Raw genomic sequence first — 18,340 nt, forward strand, 5'->3', positions numbered from 1 at the left:
CAGCAACACTGCGCCGTCTAGGCGCACCGTGGCGCGCGAAGATTCAGCGCTTGTGGGCCGTTGCATGGCCGCGCCTCGCCTTGCAGCGGTCCGGCCCACACGGTCGGGCGCAGGATGGCCCCGGTCTCTGGCCGCGCGGACCAGTTCATGCCCGGTGGGCAGCCGCGAGAGTCCCGGTTCTGGCTATCCAAACCAGGTTTCGCCGGTGCCGCTGTAGGTCGTCGGGCCCTGCTGCCAGTCCGGCGCCGGCAGTCGCCGCGTCCGCAGGATGCGACGACCCCAGTTTAGGGCCTCGGCCGTGTCGTCGCTGCTGGCATCGAGCGTATGAGCGAGAGCACGGATGAGACGCCAGCCGTCGCTGAAGCGCTGAATGATATGGCAGCGGGCGGAGAGGCCGTCCATACCTATCCACAACTCGTCACGCAGTTCCGCAGCAGTTTCAAGCTGATAGAATCTGCTCTCGTCCGCGCCTAGGTGATTCATAGCCCACCGTATCGCCTCGCCTCGGTCCTCCATTCCCGATTGAACGGCCAGTACCTCGCCGACGTAACGAACCATCCCAATACAACAAAGGAAGCGCAAGGGTGCCTTGTCGACCGGCTCGGAGATCCCTCGCGTGGACTGCCGATCAGTACCGAGCAGATGGTGGATGCCCCAGCCCTCGGCGGGCACGCCCATGTCGCGGAGTGCCTCTGTCATGTCTATGGAGAGGGCCAGCTCTGCGTTCTTGCGCATCTCCGGATGATTGTCATCGTAGGAATTGCGGTCGTGTTCCTGTAACCGTAGGAAGATTCTCCGCGCCTCCGTGAAATCGGATTTGGCGAGATGCGCGGTGGACAGATGATACAGTGTGGCCGATAGGCGCCCTTGACGCGATGGGTCTAGGTTCTGTAGCTGGCCGAGGGCAGAAACGAGCAATGGAATTGCCGTATCTGCTTCTCCCCGGGTTGTCAACAGTCGCCCGAGGACACTTTGAATTTCAGCGTGGAGCCAGTCGTCGGCGCCGAACCTCTGTTCTGTGAGGATCTTGGCTTCGTCCAGAAGAGTCGCCGACTCCTGTAGGAGTTCCAACGGTCTGTCAGAGTTTTCGACGGCTCCGAGCGCCATGTCCCGAGCCGTATCTTCGGCGAGGTCGATGCAGGCGTCGGCGAGATCGACGATCGCCCGGATGAAATGCGCATCGTCGGCGCGGGGGTAAGAACCTGTGCCACGTACGTCCTTGCGGCGAAACAAGATTTTTCTCGAATAGTCCAATCTTTTCTCTGAGTCTCGTAGATCGAGTGCCAGTCTTGACGCGTCCTCATAAATGAAACCGATTATTGTATCGTCAGCTTCGGCGCTTGCTGTGACGATCGAGGCGGACCACTCGTTGATCCGGGCTGCCTCCTCTAGACGTCCCAGCATCGAGAGCATCTGAAACTTGACATGTCCCGCGTACAGATTGAAGTGGGAGACGCCTTCGCTCTCGTGAAATGGAATATCGTCCACTATCTGCTCGACGAGACTTCGCATGTCCGACAAGACGGCGGTCTCGCCGAGGTTGACGAGAAGGGCTGCCTCGGCGCTCCTGTCGTTGATCTCTCGCGCGATTTCGAGGCCGCGCTGAAACAGCTCGATCGCGCGGTCGGCGTGGCCCGCCCACTGTTCTGCCGCACCCATGGCCGCGTGGACGTCGATCAGCCAGCCTTCAGGTATTTTTCCGGTGGCGGCCTGGTCTTTCGCCATGCTCATCGCTGTCGCTGCGAACTCCAGAGCCTGTTTCGCATCGCCGAACGGCCCAAGGAAGCGAGCTAGGTACATACAGGCGGCGAGTAGGTCCGGGCCGGAATAGCCTGTCTCAAGTCCCCATCTTGTCACCGCCGAGACGTGGCTAATGTACGCATCCAGTTTCCTGTTATGCTCGCTATGCCTCGGCGAGAGCCATCGCACAAATGTCCCCATCATGACTTCGAACGCTACTACGCCATCGCCGATCATCTCGCGAGATACCAGCTGGACTATGGGGTGAATCCGCAACCTCCCGGCGTCCCGCTGCACAAGGGAGAAGTCATGAAGGACCGCGACGGCCTCGTCCCGACGAAGCTGGTCGCGGAGGGATTCTCGCATGGCGAAGGCGGAGCTGTTGAATGTATAATAAGACTTGATTCCATCCGAATTTGTTCGCCGCGTCCAGAAGCGATACCACGGATTCTTTTGAGGTTGATCGATGACCGTTCGCTCTCGAACGAGAGCGGGCCGACTCTCATTATCGAAGATTTCCTCCAGGATGGGTGCATCTCCGGTGAACGCAAGTGCGTGGAGGAGGGCCAGGGCCAGCCTGTCCGTCTCCGCGACCGCTGTTATGCTGAGATTTACGGCAGTCGTTGCCGTATTGGGAACCCAACCTGCCAGCCTGCGGTCGAGGAGTCGAGCTGGTTCAGCGTCAAAGCGGCGCAGGTACTCTGGTATCGAAATCCGGAGAGCTCGGCAGTAGTTCGCGGCCTGCGCGACCGCCAGCGGATAGTTGTGAAGGGACCGAGCGAGGTTGCCTGCATCGCTGCCATCGGCGCCAGCCAAAACTCGCTGTATATACGTGACGCTATCTTCGGGAGCCCAATCCGCTATCTCAATATGAAGGTATCCGTCATCTACGTGCGCGATCTGCGTTGTTATCAGGACCCTACAGAGGTTCTGGCGGGATACGATTCCTTGGATGGCCTCGCGGTCCCGCACCCCATCGAGTATTAGAAGCATTGATGGGTTATGTGGAAGCGTCGGCGCGGCTGGGGCGCCGCGGTTAGGGAGAGCGCCGGCCACCGAAATATCCGGACTGGCCGCTCCGGCGAGTTCGTTGAGCGCATGTATCAGCGCTGCCCGGCTTTCCACGTTGATAAGAACAGGGGTGAGGGAACCAGAGGATCGGGCGGCCACCTCCAAAGCCAGGCTTGTCTTGCCACAGCCCGTCACTCCGTGGAATACGACCGGAGCGACACGGTCGGATTCGCCGATTCGCAGAGCATGCAGCGCCCGCGCCAACTCGTTCTTTCGACCTGTAAAGAGCGGGTCTGGCTCCCAAGGTTGGCCCTCGGTCCGAGGTGCCCGAGCGTCGCGTCTATCGCTTTCGGCAAGTATGGTGTTCCGAAGGTCTGCTGCCGACAGATATCGTCTACTTACATCGTCGTGCCTGAGTTTCCGGTTCAGATCACGTAAAGTAGCGGCCACGGGCGCGGGCGCGGCTACGGATCGGCGCGCAGGCGGAACGTCGGTGCCCGCCTCACGTATCCTCCCCACGAAATGCTCATAGCATTCGTACGCCCAACGTCCCGGGCGCCCCGCTTCTGCCAGATACTCCTGCATCCGACGTACATTGCTGTCGGTGATATGCGGCCGGGCAGGCAAGGGGTCCCGAAGAAACTCAAGCGCCGAAAGGAAATCGGAAGCGTCATCTTTTCGCAGACCGAACTCATTGATGAGAATAGCTGTCGCTCGCTGATGATCCACAGACTCGCGGGTCATACACGCGCGGTGAATCGCGTATGCCTCGGCGCCTTGGGCGCCGGAGTTGCTGACAAATGCCACCGAGCAAGGTATGGCGGCCTTACGCCAGTTTTGATAAAGCCCGGTAATAACCTTATCGTTCCGTAGCGCCGCGAGCGTCCAGCCTACGCTACTCGACTGGTTCGGCTCGCGATGCTTGACAGACACCAGCTCGGGGTCGCCGGTCTTGCTCAGTATAACGAAGTCGGTGGTCTTTTCCACCAGGACGCCGAGAAGATCCTGGCTGCGCAGTCCTTGTAGGACCCACCAAGCCACACACTCATCCTGGTAGTCGAATCGCGCGCGCGTGGGTGGAGCGGTATTTTTAACGTCGGTCCCAACCTGGTACACAGCTTCTGGGATACCGAACTCGCCGACCTGGTCACCTGCCGATGTGGGCCCTCCGCCACTCACCAGCCGACATTAACGCGTCTGAACGTCGGGCGTAAGCAAATCGCCAGAGTCAGCGCGCGGGCGACACCCACGGCAACACCCTCAGGCAACCGTGTCCTCGTCCCCCGGTGCGACGTCCAGTTGGTCCTGCGTCAACCCGAGAACGCCGGTCAGGTACGACCTGGCCACCGGACGCGGGTCAAGTCCGCGCCGCGCAGGCGAGCGCCTGCGCGGCGCCAGCCCGTGGGCTCCAGCCGCGTAGCAGCACGATGTCGACAGCCTCGATGTCGTCGAGCGCCGGCTCCGTCCTCGTAACTGACCGCAAGCTGCGCCCGGCTGGCGGACCCACGCTGGCATGGTTGGCCACCGGTGTTGCTGGAGCAAGACGGCTATGCCTTCGGCCCTGGATGGCGTTGTGACAGCTCCGGTCTCGCTTCGAGCCGCTGGCGGCCCCTGCGCACACCAGAGCGCTGGCGGGCGCGACACACGGATCACCTCTCACAGCACGTGGATCAACTTCACCGGCGCACAGCTCCGTGGCAACGGATACCTGCTGGGCGGCAGGCACAACTTTGTCCCCTACCCTGGCCAGCACTGTCTTTATCGACAGTGCCTCACCCATCAGTTAGCGTCCTTGTCATGAGTCGCGCGGACAGCGGAAACCGTGAGCATGGTGACCTCGTGGGCATCGGATACCTGATGGATCGCCTCCGGCGATCCCGGACCCGCTGCTATCAGCTCACCCAGCGCCCCAACTTCCCGACGCCTGCTGGCGAGACTGGGCTTGGACGCGTCTGGCGCAAGGTCGACATGGACGAGTGGATCAACGCCCATCGCCCGGCGGCGCAGACCGCCTCCTCCCCCAACAAGCTGCCGGCACATGCCGCGACCCGTTCCGGCGATTGACCAGATCACCTAGTGAACTCATACTCTGAGCGGCCGGCAGCCTTCCCCCCGTAGGCTGCCGGCCTTCGCGCTTCCGGGAAGCGACCGCTGGTTCCGGCGGTCAACCGGCTACAGCAGCAGATCGGCAGCCTCGACGAGATCCCGCCCTGCGGTCATGTCGATTGTCATCTGCTTCCGAGCACGCGAAGGACTGGGCGTTGTACGTCGATGCTTAGCATCTGGCGGACGCGTGGAACGTCCCAGGCGAGTTCGCGAGCGAGGTCGCTGATCGTCAGTCCGTGGTCGCAGGCGAGCTCGAATGCCTGGGCCAGGAGGGCAGGCAGCTCGCCGGGATAGCCGGCCGGAGGTTCGGCGGCGAAGCCCGGTTGGCCCTCCAGGCTGTGGAGGCGTTGATAGGCGCGGCTGGCCGAGGAGTCCGACAGAAGGCCGAGTTCGCGGCAGCGGTAGATCAGGGACTTGACGGACACGCCCCAGGTGCCACGCAGCTGGGAGAGCCTGTGTAGATCGGCTCGGCCAGGGAGCTGCGGCAGGATCGCGTCGCGGGGAGTGAGGAACTCGGCGGCGAAGGTGTCCGCTTCCCGTTCCTGGGTGATGTCGCCGGGATTGGCCTCGCCGTGCAGGACGAGGTGACCGAGCTCGTGGGCGGCGCTGAACCGGTGGCGGTAGACGTCGTCGGTCCGATTCGGTGTCAGCACGATCACCGGGCGGGGAAGCCGTGACGTGGAGAACGCGTCGACCGACCGCATGTCGTCGTCGCGCTGGGGTGCGTGCACGACGATTCCGTGTGCCTCCAGGCGCCGCACCAGATGTGTGATCGGCCCGCTGCCCAGCCCCCACGCGCCGCGCAGGGCGCGGGCGGCGGCGGCCGGGTCGGTGGGGAGCGCGGTGCCGGGATGCACTTCCCCGCCGCTGAACCCGGGGAGGTCGACCGGAGGGAGCTGGACGCGTTTCTCCAGCGCGTAGGCGAGTTCCCAGACCTGTTCGGTCAGGGCGATGGCCTTCGCACGCTGGTAGGCGCGGGTGTTGCGCAGGCTGCGGAAATGCGCCGCCGAGGAGTCCAGCCGCGCGTGGGGCCGGCCGATCATGAAGAACGTCAACGGCACACCGAGAACGTCGGCGACGCGCGGCAGGAGGTCTGCCCGGGGACGGTTCGTGCCCGTCTCATACTGGCTGACCGCCGCCGGCGTCACCCCGAGCTCGTCCGCGAGCCGCCGCTTGGTCATCCCGGCGAGATGACGTGCCTGTGTCAACCGAGTCGGGTCAAACGCCTCGTGCACCTCAGCCGGCGACGGCATCCCCGCGCGACCGGTGCGGGCAACACGGGTACCGACAGCGGTGAACAGAGGCGGTTGGATGTCTCTACTCATCGCCGTCTTCAGCCGCCGGGTCGGCTTCCTCGACCTCTGAGGACGGGAGCTGCGTGGGCTCGGCCCGCGGAGTCATCCCCAGCGGTGGCAGATCACCCTGGGCGAAGCCCGCCACCGTGTCCAACGTCCCGGTCGGACGAAGGTCACCGCGACGCCCATCGGCCGTGCCCGAGGCCGCGATGCTCATGTCGAGCCGCTCAGGCGACCAGACCATGGCGCCGTCGTCCTCCAACGCCGTCGGCGTGCCCCACCAGGCGCCGAGCACCTCATCGCTGTCCGCGTTGGCCACCCATCCCACGTAGATCACCACAAGGTTCTCCACCGTCGCCGCCGCGGCAGCCTCGGCAACCGTCGGACCCGCCGTGTCAGCCGACTCGGTCGGCCTCGTCGCGCCGTCGTCCACACCGGCCGCGTCCTCCGAGCCAACCACGTCGAACAACGTCGGGGCGGGTCGCACACCGTTGTTCCGGGCGACCTCGTGGGGGATCTTGTTGCTGAGCTTCGCGCTGGCGATCGGCACCTTCAGCGATGTGGCGTGCCGGAACGGGATCAGCACCCGCCCGTTGATCACAGCCAGGCTATACGAGGCGCCCTTGGGCCTATGCGCCTGATACCCGGGCAGCTTCGCCAGCTCGAACTGCTTGATGACCAGGCGGTAGCGCGTAGCCCACATGCTGCCGTAGGCCCGCCTGTCCGCGGCTCCCTCGCGCTCGGCTGCCTGCTGCACCAACCGAGCCGCCTGCTGAGCCCGCACCAGGCCGGTGACCACGTGACGAACCACGTCCGCCGCGTGCTCGCCGAACTGCTCGACGGCCCACCGCGACGGCGCGACCTCACCAGCCATGGCCCCTCCGTAGGACAGCCCACTTCATGAACATGGATCAACCTACCACGGGCGCTTAACTTTTCCGCACCTACCGCCCGGTGCCGTGCCGGGCAGTCAGCGGGATCAGGACGCGCGGCTGGGTTGCCACCTACGCGACTCGGGAGCGGCGAGCTTCGCGGCCAGCCTGTTCAACATCACACAGCGGGACACGCCAGACGGTGTCGCCCTCGTCGCGGACGAAGACGTCACGCAGGCGGTGCTGTCCGCGCTGCGTTTCCTGGCCGAGCACGCCCGCGACCGCGCCGGCACCGCAGGAACCGCATCCGTTTCCGCCACGCTCACCCCGCCCAACGGCTACCACACATTGGCGTTGGCCGACGTCGGCTCGTCCTTCCGAGACCGCCTGGGTATCCGAGCGGTGGCGCCTCCCATCACCTCGATCAGCATCGGCGACATCGACGACATGGCCGCCAGCCGACCCGGTCTGATCTCCGCGGCGCACCGGCTGATCGAGGGACTGGCCCACCACTTCGGCATGCCAGAACCCCGCCAGACCACACCCGACGGCCAGCTACGGGCCCGCGGCTGGTCCACCCACCGGACCGCCGATTTGACGGCATGGGCCGACTCAATCGATGTCAGCGTCGTCTGAACTGCTGCGGCGGCCGAAGTACCGGGCGGGACGCCGGGCGTATCGATCACTACTACAGGTTGCCGACGATAAGCGACGATCTACACCTGCCGGCTGACTGGGTGCAGCACGACGACCGGCCGAGCCCACTCTGCCCGGTCTGCCATATCGACCACCTGGCCGTAGACAGCACCTCGGACCTGCCGTCCACTTCCTACGGTCGAGGAACGGCTGGCCGTTAAGGCTGCGGTAACAGCATCGCCGCGTGTTCAGCTACGAGTCGCGACAGACCGGGCCGGTACGGTTCGCTTAGTCTTCCGGGGTGCCTACCGCCGTGGATCTGCGTGAGCTCCTGGTTCGCCTCGCGGACCGCCGTCCCGGGCGGACCGAGGCGAACGTGCAGAGCGACCTGCACATGCTGCTGACGGTCGCTCCGCTCGATCTCGGCGATGGCGATCTTGAGGAGATCGTTCTGGAGTCGCCGGCGGGCCAGCGGCGCCGGATCGACGTGGAGACCGGCTTCACCGTCTTCGAGGTCAAACGCGACCTGCGGGTCGGCAACGTCCGGGCGGACGCGGTGACGCAGCTGGCCGGCTACGTCGCCGGCCGGGTCCGCGAAACCGGGCAGCGCTACGTCGGGGTTCTCACCGACGGCGCCGAGTGGCACCTCTACCACCTGGTCGGCGGCCAGATGTCGCTGGTCTCGTCGTTCACCCTGGACGTCCGCGACCCGCAGGTCGAGCTGTTCTGCGTATGGCTCGAAGGGGTGCTCGCGACCGGCCAGCGGATCGTGCCCACGCCCCGGGAGATCGAGCGGCGCCTCGGCGCGGACAGCTCCGCGCACGCACTCGACGCCGCGGACCTGCGGGCGCTCTACGCCCGCCACCGCGACTTGCCGACGGTCAAACTCAAACGACAGCTGTGGGCAAAGCTGCTGACGACCGCGCTGGGCACCAGCTTCCGCGACGAGGAGGAGCTGTTCGTCGAACACACCCTGCTGGTGATGACCGCCGAGATCATCAGCCACGCGGTGATGGGGTTCGACCCGGCCGACCCGACCCACAGCCCGGCGACCCTGCTCGGCGGCGGCCGATTTGCCGAGGCGCAGATCGGCGGGGTTGTAGAGGCCGACTTCTTCGACTGGCCCGCTGAGGTCGACGGCGGCGGCGCCCTGGTACGCGCGATGGCCCGTCGGCTGAGCCGGTTTGCCTGGTCGCAGGTCGAGCACGACGTGATGAAGGTGCTCTACGAGTCGGTCATCTCCGCCGACCAGCGACACCGCCTCGGCGAGTACTACACCCCGGACTGGCTCGCCGAGGCGGTCGTGGCCGAGGCCGTCGATGACCCGCTGCACCAGCGGGTGCTCGACCCCAGCTGCGGGTCGGGCACGTTCCTGTTCCATGCCGTGCGCCGCTATCTCGCCGCCGCCGAGACTGCTGAGCTCGGCGGACCGGAGGCGATCGAGGGCGTTACCCGGTCGGTCGCCGGCATCGACGTGCACCCGGTCGCGGTGACCTTCGCCCGGGTCACCTACCTGCTCGCGATCGGGATGGACCGGCTCCAGGCCGACGACCGGCCGCCGTTCTCCGTCCCGGTCTATCTGGGCGACAGCATGCAGTGGGGCCAGCAGCGCACCCTGCTGGCCGCCGACATGCTGACCGTGCCCACCGACGACGGCGCGCAGCTGTTCGCCAACGAGCTACAGTTCCCCAACCGGCTCCTCGCCGACGCCGGCCGGTTCGACCGGCTTGTCTCCGAACTGGCTGACCGCGCCGCGAACCGTCCGGCCGGCAGCCCGCCGCCGCCCCTGACCGCCGTGTTCCGGCTCTACGCCGTGCTCCCCGACGACCAGGAGCCGGTCGCGCGCACGTTCGCCACGATGTGCGAGCTGCACGATGCTGGGCGCGACCACATCTGGGGCTACTACGTCCGCAACCTCGCCCGTCCCGTCTGGCAAGCCCGCGGCGAGAACCGGGTCGACGTGCTTGTCGGCAACCCGCCGTGGCTGGCCTACCGGTTCATGCCCGAAGCGACCAAGGCCGACTTCCGGGCGATGAGCGACGACCGCGGCTTCTGGGCCGGCGCGGCGGTCGCCACCCACCAGGACCTCTCCGGCCTGTTCGTCGCCCGCGCCGCCGAGCTCTACCTCAAGACCAGCGGGAAGTTCGGCTTTGTGCTGCCGCTGGCCACCCTGTCGCGGCGCCAGTTCGCCGGCTTCCGGACCGGCAAGTGGAGCACACCTTTGGACAGCGTCGTCGCCGCCTTCGACGCCGCCTGGGACCTGCACGCGGTCAAGCCGTCGTTCTTCCCGGTCCCCGCCTGCGTCCTGTTCGGCCATCGTGCCCCGGTCGATCCGAAGCCACTGGCCACGCCCGCGCAGTCCTGGTCGGGCCGCCTGGCCGGGCGCAACATCTCCCTCGCCGAGGCGCTGCCCGCCCTCACCCGCAGCGAGGGCGGGGCCGCGACCGAAGCCGGGCCCCGGTCCCCGTATGCGTCTCGGTTCGCCCAAGGCGCCAGCCTCGTGCCCCGAGTGCTCGTCCTCGTCGAGCCCGCGCCGTCCAGTCCTCTGGGAGCCGGCGCCGGCCGACGGGCCGTGCGCAGCCAGCGCAGTGCCAACGAGAAGAAGCCGTGGAAGGATCTCGCCCCTCTCACCGGCAACGTCGAGCGGCCGTTCGTCCGGCCCGTGCACCTCGGCCACACCGTGCTGCCGTTCCGCACGCTCGCTCCGCACCTGGCGGTGATCCCCTGGGACGGGCAGCGTCTCCTCGACGGCACGGACGACCGGCTTGATCTCTACCCGGGCCTCGCCGGCTGGTGGCGGAGCGCCGAACGGATCTGGGCGGCCCACCGCGCCAGCCCCGGTATGAGCCTGCTGGACCAGATCGACTACCGACGCAAACTGCGCGGGCAGCTCCCGGCTACCTCCCACCGGGTCGTCTATGCCAAAGGCGGCATGTACATGGCGGCGGCCATCATCAGCGACCCGAACGCCGTCATCGACCACAAGCTCTACTGGGCAACCGCCGCCGACATCGACGAGGCCCGCTACCTGACCGCAGTCCTCAACAGCGCCACGCTTCTTGAGATGGTCCGGCCGTTGCAGTCCCGGGGCGAGCACAACCCCCGCGACTTCGACAAGTACGTCTTCCAGGTGCCGATCCCCCTGTACAACGCCGACGCCGAGCAACACCGCGAACTCGCCGGCCTCGCTGAACGCGCCGAAGCAGTCGCCACCGCCATCGAACTACCCGCCGTGTCCTTCCAGGCCCAGCGCCGCCGAATCCGTCAAGCCCTGGAGGAGGATGGAGTCGCGCAAAAGATCGACGACACCGTCCGGCTCCTGCTCACTCCTGCCGGCTAACACGGATGGCAAGCACCTGCCGCCCGCGCAACCCCGCCGCGACCCCGCTTCCTTCCCGCACTCAGGGCGTTCGTACTAACGCTCGGCTGGGCGATGCCTCTCGACGAGATCTTCAGGGGGGGCGGGCGGCATGCATTCCCTCCCACCGCCCATAGGAACACTATGTGCCGTACTTCACATGCGAACGGTAGGCTCGTCGGCGTCGGGTCGGTCGGCTGGCCACATGGTCGTTCGGCGGGGGGCCGGACAGTCGGCGCGGCGTGGTGAGGGTGGAGATGGAGCAGTACGTAGAGGGTCTGCGTTGTCAGGACGTCCACGCCGGGCTCCGGACGGTGGACCCGAACTCTCCGGGCCTGGTGCCGTTGAAGAACACCCGCCTGGTCGGGATGGCCGCCGATGTGGCCGCCCTGATCCGTGACCGGCATCTGATCCCGGACGTGAGCGCGCTGGAGGCCGTGGCCGTCAGCGAGCTGGACGTGGCGCCGCATGCCTTCGAGCGGGTCTTGGACCTCCTTGAAGAGGCTGGCTTCGTGGAGCTAACCCGCGACGCGGCTGGGCAGGTCACCGGGCTGACTGAGGGCGTACCGGTTTATCACGACCTGTACGACGACCTCGGAGGGCGGTGGCGTGCGCTCAGACCGCGGCAGTTCGAGGAGCAGATGCTCGCCGTGGTGGACCGCCTCGCCAGTGGCCCAGTACCCGTTGAGGTTCTCGCCGATGCTGTCAACCTCAGCACAGCTGACTCCGGTCGATTGGTCGCCATCGGGCGGGAGTCCGGGTTGCTGCGTACGGTGGCGACGATCGACGGGGAGATCGCCTACTCGCCGTTCACGGCCTTCGAGCACCCGGACGTTCTTGACGAACTGCTCACCGCCCACGGCCCGGATCGGATGCTCGTCGAGTTCGACGCCCTGAAGAAGCATCAAGGGCTGGCGATCACACAGGAGGAGTTCCCGCTCCTGGTTGACGCGGTCGCCCGCGGTCTGGTGCCCGCGCCGACCGTCCAGTTGCCGGACGAGACGATGCGGGCATTCGCGACACTGCCCTACAGCCTGGATCGTGAGCTGCTGGTGACGCGGAAGCCAGTGCTGGACAAGGCTCTTGCGATCATTGCGTGCGTGCGATGCGCTGAGGACTTCGGCGGGTTCAGCAGCGTCAGCAACGCGGTATACCTCATCACAGCCTTGCTTGAGGAGGGCAGCCTCAACCCTCACGGGTCCTCGGAGCGCCAGTACCAGCTGATGCGCAACCGGGGGATCATCTCCTTCGGCCCTGACGACGTGTCCTGGGGACGGTGGGTGCGACCGACCCTCATCGACACGCCCGACAACCGGGAGGCGTTAACCATCGCGCGGGACATGCTGCTGGCTGGCGAGCCCATGGTGGCGGGCCGCCAGGCGTCAGAGCAGGTACGCGATCTTCTGTCGCTGGACGCCCGGTACTTGCAGCCGCTCCAGACCGCGGCACGCACGCGCAAGCAGGTCCGGATTCCGGATCGGGAGTACGCCAAGGTGTTCGACGCGTTGATGGGGCGGGGAGCGTTGTGAGCGAACTGGACCTGGAGCAGAAGGGCGCCGTGCGGCGGCTGCTGTGGCGGATGGGGTTCGCCACGCGTGTGGACGTCCCGCTGCGCGCCTACGTGCCGGCCCGCCGGGGCCGACCAGACTTCGAGTCGTACACCGATCTTGATGTCCTGGCCATCACGATCGCTCCCGGCTTCCGGGTACACACTGCCATCGCCGACTGCAAGAGCACCTCCAAGGCAACTACGGAGCGGATGTTCTGGATACGCGGGGTAGGTGACTTCTTCGGCGCCGACGCCGCCTACATGGTCCGTCCGACCAAGGTCACCGACGCCTCGCGGCAGCTCGCCGCCCGGCTGAAGATCGCTGTTTTGACCGGCGATGACCTTACCGCGCTTGAGGTCCAGCACCCGATCGAACTCGATCTGACCGATGCGCCGCTGGCTCGACTGTTCGACCCCGTTCAGATCGAGCAGTACCTGAAGGCGTTCACAGGGTTGGACCGCAAGCTCGACCCGTTGCTGGAATATCGGCAGTTCGACTACTGGGTCTACGAACCGTACCGCAACCTCACCCAGATGGTGAGCCACCTCGCGGACGCCTCCGTCGCTCTCGACCCGGCGAACCCGCTGCACGCCGCCCTGCTGCTCGACTGCTCGTGGCTGTTCCTACTCACGGTCTCCCGCGCCGTCGAACATATCCGAGCCACCCACGCCGCAGATGTACGGACCTGCCTGATCGAGTACTTTGTCGGTGGCCAGGTCGCCTTCCGCGAGAAGACACAGTTGCTCGAACAGCTACGCCGGGTCCTGCCCCCGGCAGCTGAATCCAGCGCGCAAGTGCTGCCGACCTGGTTCGGTCAACTGCTCGAACTTGTCGGACGGTTCAGCCGCTCGCCGGCCACTTGCCTTCCCGCCCTGCGCTACGCCGAGATGCTCAGCGCCGCGCTCGTCGCCCGCAAGCGCACCACTATACTGAAGGCGTTCGCCGGCAACACCGACCCGATCGCTGCCAAACTCCTTGCCGACATCGTCGGGTTTCTGGTCGCCTCCGCCGGCCTGGACCCAAACTTCCGGGCCATGGCCCGAGAACTCCTCGTCCACGACCTGACCGGCGGTGACCGGCGCGACCCGCAGGCTGCAACGCCAGCCGTGGAAGCCGACAGGAACTCGCAGCTGACGCTCCTGCCCGACGACGTGATTCGATAGGCCGATCTCGGCGCGACGGATCAGGCAGATTCGGAGGCCAACTCCAGGCAGAGAAAGACTCGACGCCCGCACCAGATGGCCCTGACCAATCGAAACCCAGTGAGTTGCGCCCGTGTCGGGACGGGGGCGGGCCGGAGGGGTGACCTGGTAGCCGAGGCTGGCGAGCTGGTCGAGGAGGCGGCTGACGTTGCGGGCCTTGGCGCGGTCGTCGAGCCGGTTGACGAAGTGGTCAGGACCAAGATCGTGGTAGGGCTGGCCGGCGGTGAGCATGACCCAGACGGAGATGAGGATCGAGTGGCCGACGGCGACGAGGGCGCGTTTCTTGCCGCGGCGGGCGGCGAGGCGCCGGTAGCGGGCCGCGAGGTAGGTGCCCTTCGTGCGGCTGGCGGCGATCGCGACCTGGCCGAGGGCGGCCTTGAGCCAGGGTCGCCGTGGCGGGTCGGCCCGCTTCTGGCGATGGCGGCGGACTGGTTGTTGCCGGGACACATCCCAGCCGAGGACGCCAGGGCGGCGGCCGTCGGAAAGCGGTCATGTCGGCGCCGATCTCGGCGAGGATGACCTGCGCAGTGCGCCCCCTGGCCCCGGGGACCGTCTCGATCAAGTCGAGCTGGCGGCGAAAGGGACGGGTCGAGCGGTGAGCGCCAGCCCACCACCGACGAGGCCGGGCTCATCGCGGTCAAACTGGCCGAAGCACGCCGCCTGTTCACCACGCTCTTGGCCGACACCACCGCGACCACCAAACAGATCCTCACATGCTCCCGCTGGCGACGACGCCACCAGCACCGAGCCCGCACCGCCCACTACTGTCAGACCCGAAACCGCAGACCACAGCCCCCGTCTATGGCACCAGGGCGACGGGGCCTGCCAGACCATTGCGTAACGGCGGCGACCCTCCGGCGAGGCACTTCGTCACGGTGTCGGCACCTCGAACTGCCCACCGCGTGACGGAATGCCGACCTGGCGGATTCACCGCCGGCGGCACGGACCAACTGGCGTGGGGCGGTTTCAGTCGTCGCGCCCGGCTCCGCGATCGGGTGCGCTCATGTCCCCCGTCCCGGGCGTGCCATCGGCAAGCCCGTAGCGCAGGTACACGATGCCCTTCGGACTGGCTACCGGCGGTTCGAGGAGTGTGACGTTCGTCGCACGGGCCTCCTCGGCCTCGGCCGCCTTCTCGGCCACGACGGCACGTGCCCGCTCAAGGAGGGCGGGATCACCCGCCTCCTCGATCAGCGCCATCAGAGCTCTGGCCCGCCCCCAGCCCTCACGCGACCGAATCATCGACTCGACCCGTTCCTTGCCCCGCGCGGACCGCCGCTGGACTTCCGCGTCAAGCGTCCACCCGATGCCGGCGAAAGACCCGAGGAGCATGAACGTACTGAGCGTCGCCTTGTAGAAGAGTTCCTCGCCGGTCCGGCGCGAGCAGATGAGTCCGGTCGCCGGCCAAGCGGCGCCGTACTCCCACAAGATCAGCGCCACCGTCGCGGTCGGCTCCGTCTGGAAGGCGATCTTCATCCGGTCGACCGCACGCCGCATCCGGTCGAGCCGTGACGTGTCGTCGAAGCCTTCCAGCCCGAACGCAGCCGGCTTGAGTTCGATGTAGGTGTCGAACCCGGACAGCCGGAAGTCCGGCAACCACTGGCCGTCTGGCCCGGCGAAGCACATCGGCTCGTACTCCCACTTGAAACCATGCCGGTCGAGCCAGCCAGCGAAGTCGGCCTCAAGTCGTGACCGCATCTGCGTACCCGCATACATGGTGGGCCGTGCCTGCACCGGAGGCGGATCGACCACCGTCAGACCTCCTGCTGGATGAGTGCGCCGAACAGCCGCGCACCAGTCCCCTCGCCCAGCGCCGCCGCGGTCGCGTGCATGAGGTCGAGATCAGCGCGCGGCGAGGCTGCGGCTGAGCACGCGCAGCACCGATGATCTTAACCTCTGATCGGTTTCTGGGCTTAGCCTCGGTATGGTGACCGCCACTCCGGCGAGCCCCGACACGCCGCTGCCAGAGCTGCTCGTCCGCTGCCGCAGGATGTTGGCGTTGCAGCGCACCACGATGCAGCGGGACGTCGAGTCCTACGCCGCAGCGCCGGCGCCGGACAGTCCCTTCCGGCGCGACGAAGTGGCGTGGAAGGACGCGCCGCACAGGCGCCGTGCTCACCAGCGACGGCTCTGGCTCGGCACGCTGCAAGTCTCCCGCCTACTCGTGGCCAGCGTGATCGATCATCTGAATGCTGCTGAACGGCTACTGGACGGGCCCTCGATCTTCCTGTGGGCGCCGTCCACCGTGATCCGAGTGGCGTGCGAGGCATCAGCGAAGGTCGCCTATCTGCTCGACCCGCAGCTTCCCTATCAGCTACGAATCACGCGGGGAGCCGGCTTGCTGCTCGACAGCGCCGAAGCGCGCCTCAAAGCGGCTGCCAACGTCACCGGGACCGTCCCGAACGCCGTCGAGCAAGCCACCCGGGAGCGCGACCAGATCCTCGACCGGATCACCCGTGCCGGCATCGTCGTGAACGGCAGCAAACCACTGACCTCGCCAGCCGGAGACCGGATGGCTCGCACTCCACAACTGACCACGTTGGTCACCGAGCATTTTCCGGGAAGGCCAAGCCTTTACCAGGCGGCGTCCGGCGTCGTGCACAGCAACGCGTGGATGCTCACCGGCGCCGTGACCTCGCCACCCTCGCAACCCGACCTGGTCCTAGAGCCGGACCTCATGGAACTGGGCGCGATGACGCTCGCAGGACTCGACGCCGCGAACGTCGTCGATACCGCCTACGCCCGCTACTACGGCCACGACCCACGCAGTGCAACCGTCGCCTGGCAGCAGCGCACCCGTGCCATCGATGAGCTAATGAACGTCCACTTCCTCAGCCCTAGCCGACCCGTTCGTCCCGTCCACCCAACGACGTAGTGTCCGCTTCCTCTATCCATCCTCCGCTTGCCGGGGGTAAATGCGCAGCCACATCCCGGGCGACGGGCCGCGTCCGCCGGCATGCTAGGCCGAGGCTCCTTGAGGCCCCGTGCCCACCGGTGCCAGGCACTCGTGGGCACGGGGACCACCGCATTGCCTCAGATCACACCGGCTGCTGGGGCTCCTCTTCGACGAGGTCTGTGGCGCCTTCGATCTGGCTGTGGATGTCGCTGCGCAGCCGCGCGACCAGCCTCCGCGCTGTAGGAGTGCCCACGTGCAGGCGTTTGCGGAGCGTCTCCGCGGAGATCGGCCGCTGATTCTGCTGCCAATGCAACACGTCCTCGGCCCGAGCTCGATGCAGCAAATCCTGCTCGCGCGCCCTATTGTCCACCCGACGCCGCTCCTTCGTCGCCGAGCGCGCCTCGGTAACGGCCGGGCCGTCCTCCTGCCCGCGCTGTTCCGCCACCACGCGACCATCCGCCACATCCGCCACATGCGGCTCCCGTGGCGCGGCCCCCGTCCCAGCAGGCCGCATGGCATGGAGTAGACCCGACCCCACCTCCGCCCATCCGATCAACAACAAAGGGCCAACGGCATCGAACGCCGCCTTGCCCAGATTCCCGGCCGCAATAGGCTCGGCGATATTGAGCGCCAGCGTCACCACGCTCGCGAACACGAGAAGTCGACGAGCGGGCCGGATCTCCTCACGAGGCGCGCCCCGCAGCGCAAGCTCCCGAATCGCGACAAGCAGGCCAAGCACGGACAAATCCACCGCGGGCGCGACCAACGGCGCCACATAGGCCGGCACACCCAGCCGCAGACCAAGCAGCCAGACATTGCCGAACCCAAACAAAAAGGTCAGACCGACCACCGCACCAATGATCACGGTGACCGCCCGGAACGCTACACTACGCCCGTCCACACCAGGCGCCGAGACAGGAGGCGTCGTGGTCATCGCGCACCACGCGGAACATCGAAACTGGCCTCCACGACCAGTTCCCCGGTAGGAACCCCCAGGTCAGCGCCTCCCCCTTCTACGAGGTTCCCCGCCGGGGGCACGTACTGCATCCACGCGGTGAGAGCGCCGTGTGGTGGTTGTACGTGCTGCGGCGGTGTTGGCGGCCACCTCCGCGAGGTCGGTGACTGTGTCGAGGTCTGCGACCGGGATTTTGATCATCATGTGTACCTCCTGTTTCTCGTGGTCGAGGTGTACGGTGAGCTGGGTGATCTCGTAGAGGCGTCGCTGGAGCGCTTCTGGGGCTTTGTCGAGCGTGAGGGTGAGCGTCGGTAGGGCGTCGAGGAGGGCGAGGCTGTCGGGGCCTGGCTGGTCGGGTTCGGCGGCGTCGGCCGTGTCGAGTTCCTGGATCCTCGTGAGAGCGGTTCTGCGTTCGGTGTCGAGTTGGTTGTAGGCGGCTCGCAGTCCCTGGGTGAACGGGTCGTCGGGGTCGCCGTCCTGGGCTTGGCGGAGCAGGTTGGCCTGCCGGCGACCAAGGTCGTCGATCTTCTTCTGAAGCCTGCCTCGCTCGACCGCCCGTTCCTGGGTCGCGCGGTTGTCGTAGGTCGCGAGCTCCGCGGTCAGCAGGGCGATCCGGCTACGCCCGAAGACACGCTCGGCGTAGAAACCGGTAATCGCGGCTTCGAGGACGTCTTCGCGGATCCGCACGGTCTTGGGTGGAGCGTTCCCGATTTAGTAGACAG

14 protein-coding genes are annotated in these 18,340 nt (G+C 66.7%); 6 read left to right on the forward strand and 8 right to left on the reverse strand.

Annotation, left to right across the window (positions count from 1 at the left end):
* Positions 1-183 precede the first annotated feature (183 nt).
* Together AC08OV_RS02555 and AC08OV_RS02560 are read right to left on the reverse strand one after the other, a co-directional pair.
* Positions 184-3,792 carry a hypothetical protein gene (locus tag AC08OV_RS02555; RefSeq protein ID WP_476619235.1) on the reverse strand — a complete coding sequence of 1,203 codons (3,609 nt, stop codon included), beginning with the start codon at positions 3,790-3,792 and terminating at the stop codon, positions 184-186.
* Between the two features lie 316 nt (positions 3,793-4,108).
* A complete protein-coding gene (locus tag AC08OV_RS02560; RefSeq protein ID WP_476619236.1) occupies positions 4,109-4,234 on the reverse strand; it encodes a hypothetical protein in 126 nt (41 codons plus the stop codon).
* A 314-nt stretch (positions 4,235-4,548) separates the two neighbouring features.
* On the opposite strand from AC08OV_RS02560, the gene AC08OV_RS02565 reads away from it, so the two are divergent.
* Positions 4,549-4,815 carry a hypothetical protein gene (locus tag AC08OV_RS02565; RefSeq protein ID WP_476619237.1) on the forward strand — a complete coding sequence of 89 codons (267 nt, stop codon included), beginning with the start codon at positions 4,549-4,551 and terminating at the stop codon, positions 4,813-4,815.
* 164 nt (positions 4,816-4,979) lie between these two features.
* On the opposite strand, the gene AC08OV_RS02570 is transcribed toward AC08OV_RS02565, so the two are convergent.
* Together AC08OV_RS02570 and AC08OV_RS02575 are read right to left on the reverse strand one after the other, a co-directional pair.
* Positions 4,980-6,182 carry a helix-turn-helix domain-containing protein gene (locus AC08OV_RS02570; RefSeq protein WP_476619238.1) on the reverse strand — a complete coding sequence of 401 codons (1,203 nt, stop codon included), beginning with the start codon at positions 6,180-6,182 and terminating at the stop codon, positions 4,980-4,982.
* A complete protein-coding gene (locus AC08OV_RS02575) occupies positions 6,175-7,026 on the reverse strand; it encodes a hypothetical protein (protein WP_476619239.1) in 852 nt (283 codons plus the stop codon). Before AC08OV_RS02575 ends, AC08OV_RS02570 begins: the two co-directional genes overlap by 8 nt.
* Positions 7,027-7,111: 85 nt before the next feature.
* Between AC08OV_RS02575 and AC08OV_RS02580 the strand changes: the two genes are divergently transcribed.
* The 4 genes from AC08OV_RS02580 (at position 7,112) to AC08OV_RS02595 (ending at position 13,731) form a co-directional block, all read left to right on the forward strand.
* On the forward strand, positions 7,112-7,660 hold the full coding sequence (locus AC08OV_RS02580) for a hypothetical protein (RefSeq protein WP_476619240.1): 549 nt from the start codon (positions 7,112-7,114) through the stop codon (positions 7,658-7,660).
* 301 nt (positions 7,661-7,961) lie between these two features.
* Positions 7,962-11,000 carry an N-6 DNA methylase gene (locus AC08OV_RS02585; protein WP_476619241.1) on the forward strand — a complete coding sequence of 1,013 codons (3,039 nt, stop codon included), beginning with the start codon at positions 7,962-7,964 and terminating at the stop codon, positions 10,998-11,000.
* A 275-nt stretch (positions 11,001-11,275) separates the two neighbouring features.
* Positions 11,276-12,547: a hypothetical protein gene (locus AC08OV_RS02590; protein WP_476619242.1), complete on the forward strand. Its 1,272-nt coding sequence runs from the start codon at positions 11,276-11,278 to the stop codon at positions 12,545-12,547.
* Complete coding sequence (locus AC08OV_RS02595; RefSeq protein WP_476619243.1) at positions 12,544-13,731, forward strand: hypothetical protein; 1,188 nt, start codon at positions 12,544-12,546, stop codon at positions 13,729-13,731. The genes AC08OV_RS02590 and AC08OV_RS02595 overlap by 4 nt, the downstream gene beginning before the upstream one ends.
* Before the next feature lie 20 nt (positions 13,732-13,751).
* Here the strand turns inward: AC08OV_RS02595 and AC08OV_RS02600 are convergent, their stop codons facing one another.
* Positions 13,752-14,402 carry a transposase gene (locus tag AC08OV_RS02600; protein ID WP_476619252.1) on the reverse strand — a complete coding sequence of 217 codons (651 nt, stop codon included), beginning with the start codon at positions 14,400-14,402 and terminating at the stop codon, positions 13,752-13,754.
* Positions 14,403-14,736: 334 nt separating this feature from the next.
* A complete protein-coding gene (locus tag AC08OV_RS02605; protein WP_476619244.1) occupies positions 14,737-15,465 on the reverse strand; it encodes a PDDEXK family nuclease in 729 nt (242 codons plus the stop codon).
* A 229-nt stretch (positions 15,466-15,694) separates the two neighbouring features.
* Here AC08OV_RS02605 and AC08OV_RS02610 point away from each other — a divergent pair, with 229 nt between their 5' ends.
* Positions 15,695-16,642: a hypothetical protein gene (locus AC08OV_RS02610; RefSeq protein WP_476619245.1), complete on the forward strand. Its 948-nt coding sequence runs from the start codon at positions 15,695-15,697 to the stop codon at positions 16,640-16,642.
* A 163-nt stretch (positions 16,643-16,805) separates the two neighbouring features.
* Here AC08OV_RS02610 and AC08OV_RS02615 read toward each other — a convergent pair whose 3' ends face one another.
* Both AC08OV_RS02615 and AC08OV_RS02620 read right to left on the reverse strand, forming a co-directional pair.
* Positions 16,806-17,597, reverse strand: coding sequence for a hypothetical protein (locus tag AC08OV_RS02615; protein WP_476619246.1), 792 nt, complete (start codon positions 17,595-17,597; stop codon positions 16,806-16,808).
* A gap of 63 nt (positions 17,598-17,660) precedes the next feature.
* Positions 17,661-18,305, reverse strand: coding sequence for a hypothetical protein (locus tag AC08OV_RS02620; RefSeq protein ID WP_476619247.1), 645 nt, complete (start codon positions 18,303-18,305; stop codon positions 17,661-17,663).
* Between the last annotated feature and the right edge of the window lie 35 nt (positions 18,306-18,340).

This window comes from Frankia sp. CeTa3Moorea (genome assembly GCF_978021225.1).

Coding starts and splice junctions, on each gene's coding strand:
- AC08OV_RS02565 (WP_476619237.1), top strand. CDS start 4,549: ATGAGTCGCGCGGACAGCGGAAACCGTGAGCATGGTGACCTCGTGGGC.
- AC08OV_RS02570 (WP_476619238.1), bottom strand. CDS start 6,182: ATGAGTAGAGACATCCAACCGCCTCTGTTCACCGCTGTCGGTACCCGT.
- AC08OV_RS02575 (WP_476619239.1), bottom strand. CDS start 7,026: ATGGCTGGTGAGGTCGCGCCGTCGCGGTGGGCCGTCGAGCAGTTCGGC.
- AC08OV_RS02590 (WP_476619242.1), top strand. CDS start 11,276: ATGGAGCAGTACGTAGAGGGTCTGCGTTGTCAGGACGTCCACGCCGGG.
- AC08OV_RS02600 (WP_476619252.1), bottom strand. CDS start 14,402: ATGAGCCCGGCCTCGTCGGTGGTGGGCTGGCGCTCACCGCTCGACCCG.
- AC08OV_RS02605 (WP_476619244.1), bottom strand. CDS start 15,465: ATGCGGTCACGACTTGAGGCCGACTTCGCTGGCTGGCTCGACCGGCAT.
- AC08OV_RS02615 (WP_476619246.1), bottom strand. CDS start 17,597: ATGACCACGACGCCTCCTGTCTCGGCGCCTGGTGTGGACGGGCGTAGT.